Source organism: Gilvimarinus gilvus (assembly GCF_030518155.1).
GTDB classification, from domain to species: Bacteria; Pseudomonadota; Gammaproteobacteria; order Pseudomonadales; family Cellvibrionaceae; genus Gilvimarinus; species Gilvimarinus gilvus.
Genome location: NZ_JAULRU010000392.1, coordinates 1 through 964, shown reverse-complemented (window position 1 = coordinate 964; position 964 = coordinate 1). Strand labels below are relative to the sequence as shown.

At 46.7% G+C, this 964-nt stretch carries 1 protein-coding gene; it reads right to left on the bottom strand.

The features are described 5' to 3' along the window. Positions 1–272: 272 nt before the first annotated feature. A partial coding sequence (locus QWI17_RS06725; RefSeq protein WP_302721759.1) for a hypothetical protein occupies positions 273–964 on the bottom strand: 692 nt, incomplete at its 5' end.

Sequence of the window (964 nt, the reverse complement as noted above, 5' to 3'; positions counted from 1 at the left end):
AAATTCTTCTTGAGACGTATTTCGCTCACAGGACCGCACTCCCTCAGGCTCGTAAAGTCGAGTGCTGAGCAGCGTGTTGTCCACGTCAAGCACCAGAAGCCGTGGCCTGGCGTGCTCGCTTTCACTTCTACTTATCATTAGAGCAGCACCAATGTGCGAAATACCCCGCACAGGAGGCTAACCAGCGACTGGAGGCTTGAGGCCTACGCCCGAGCTGAGACAACCTCCTGCCAGGATACACTTGGCTACTTGCACCTATAGACGTATTCACATCAAAAATCATCATTCACATAACGCCCGTACGCCAACACATGATACCCATTGGCCAGCTGATTCAAAGAAATGGCCGCCAGCAATAAAGTATCGTCAGGGTCTACATTGAAGCCTAGAAAACCGCATAGCTCTACGGCGTCACTCCGCGCTGCTGAATGAAAATAAAGCGTTGCAGCGAGTTCTTTATCCGATATTATCGACTCGCCAGCAGGGTAATCACTCCAGACATCAGCGCATAGGTTGTTTAACGCATAACCTGTAGACTCAGCCGTAATAGTGCCTACCAAACCGAGGTCTTTGTAGACCAGGAACTTAGCAATAGATTGTACTGTTGAAAAATCAGGATAATACTCTGGATCTCTATTCTGCTTTGCAATACATTTAGGCACATATCGATAAGAACCTGATAAATACTTACTACTGCCAAAAACCTGCCTCACAAGCTCTGCAAGCAACGACTCTCGACAATGCTCCCTTCTTATTTCTGCCCTTAACGTTGGCAAAGAGCGCTTACCTAAGTACTCAAGCTTTTCGAGCATAACAAGAAGCTCTTTGTCTTCCCTGAAATCATCACGGCTGATATTAAAGGGCTTTATCGTTAAGAGGTTCTCCGTGTGTTGGTGTATATCCTCTCGGTCATCAATGGCAACCACATCATCCAAGCTATAACCAAATTCAGAAAAGCGGTGTA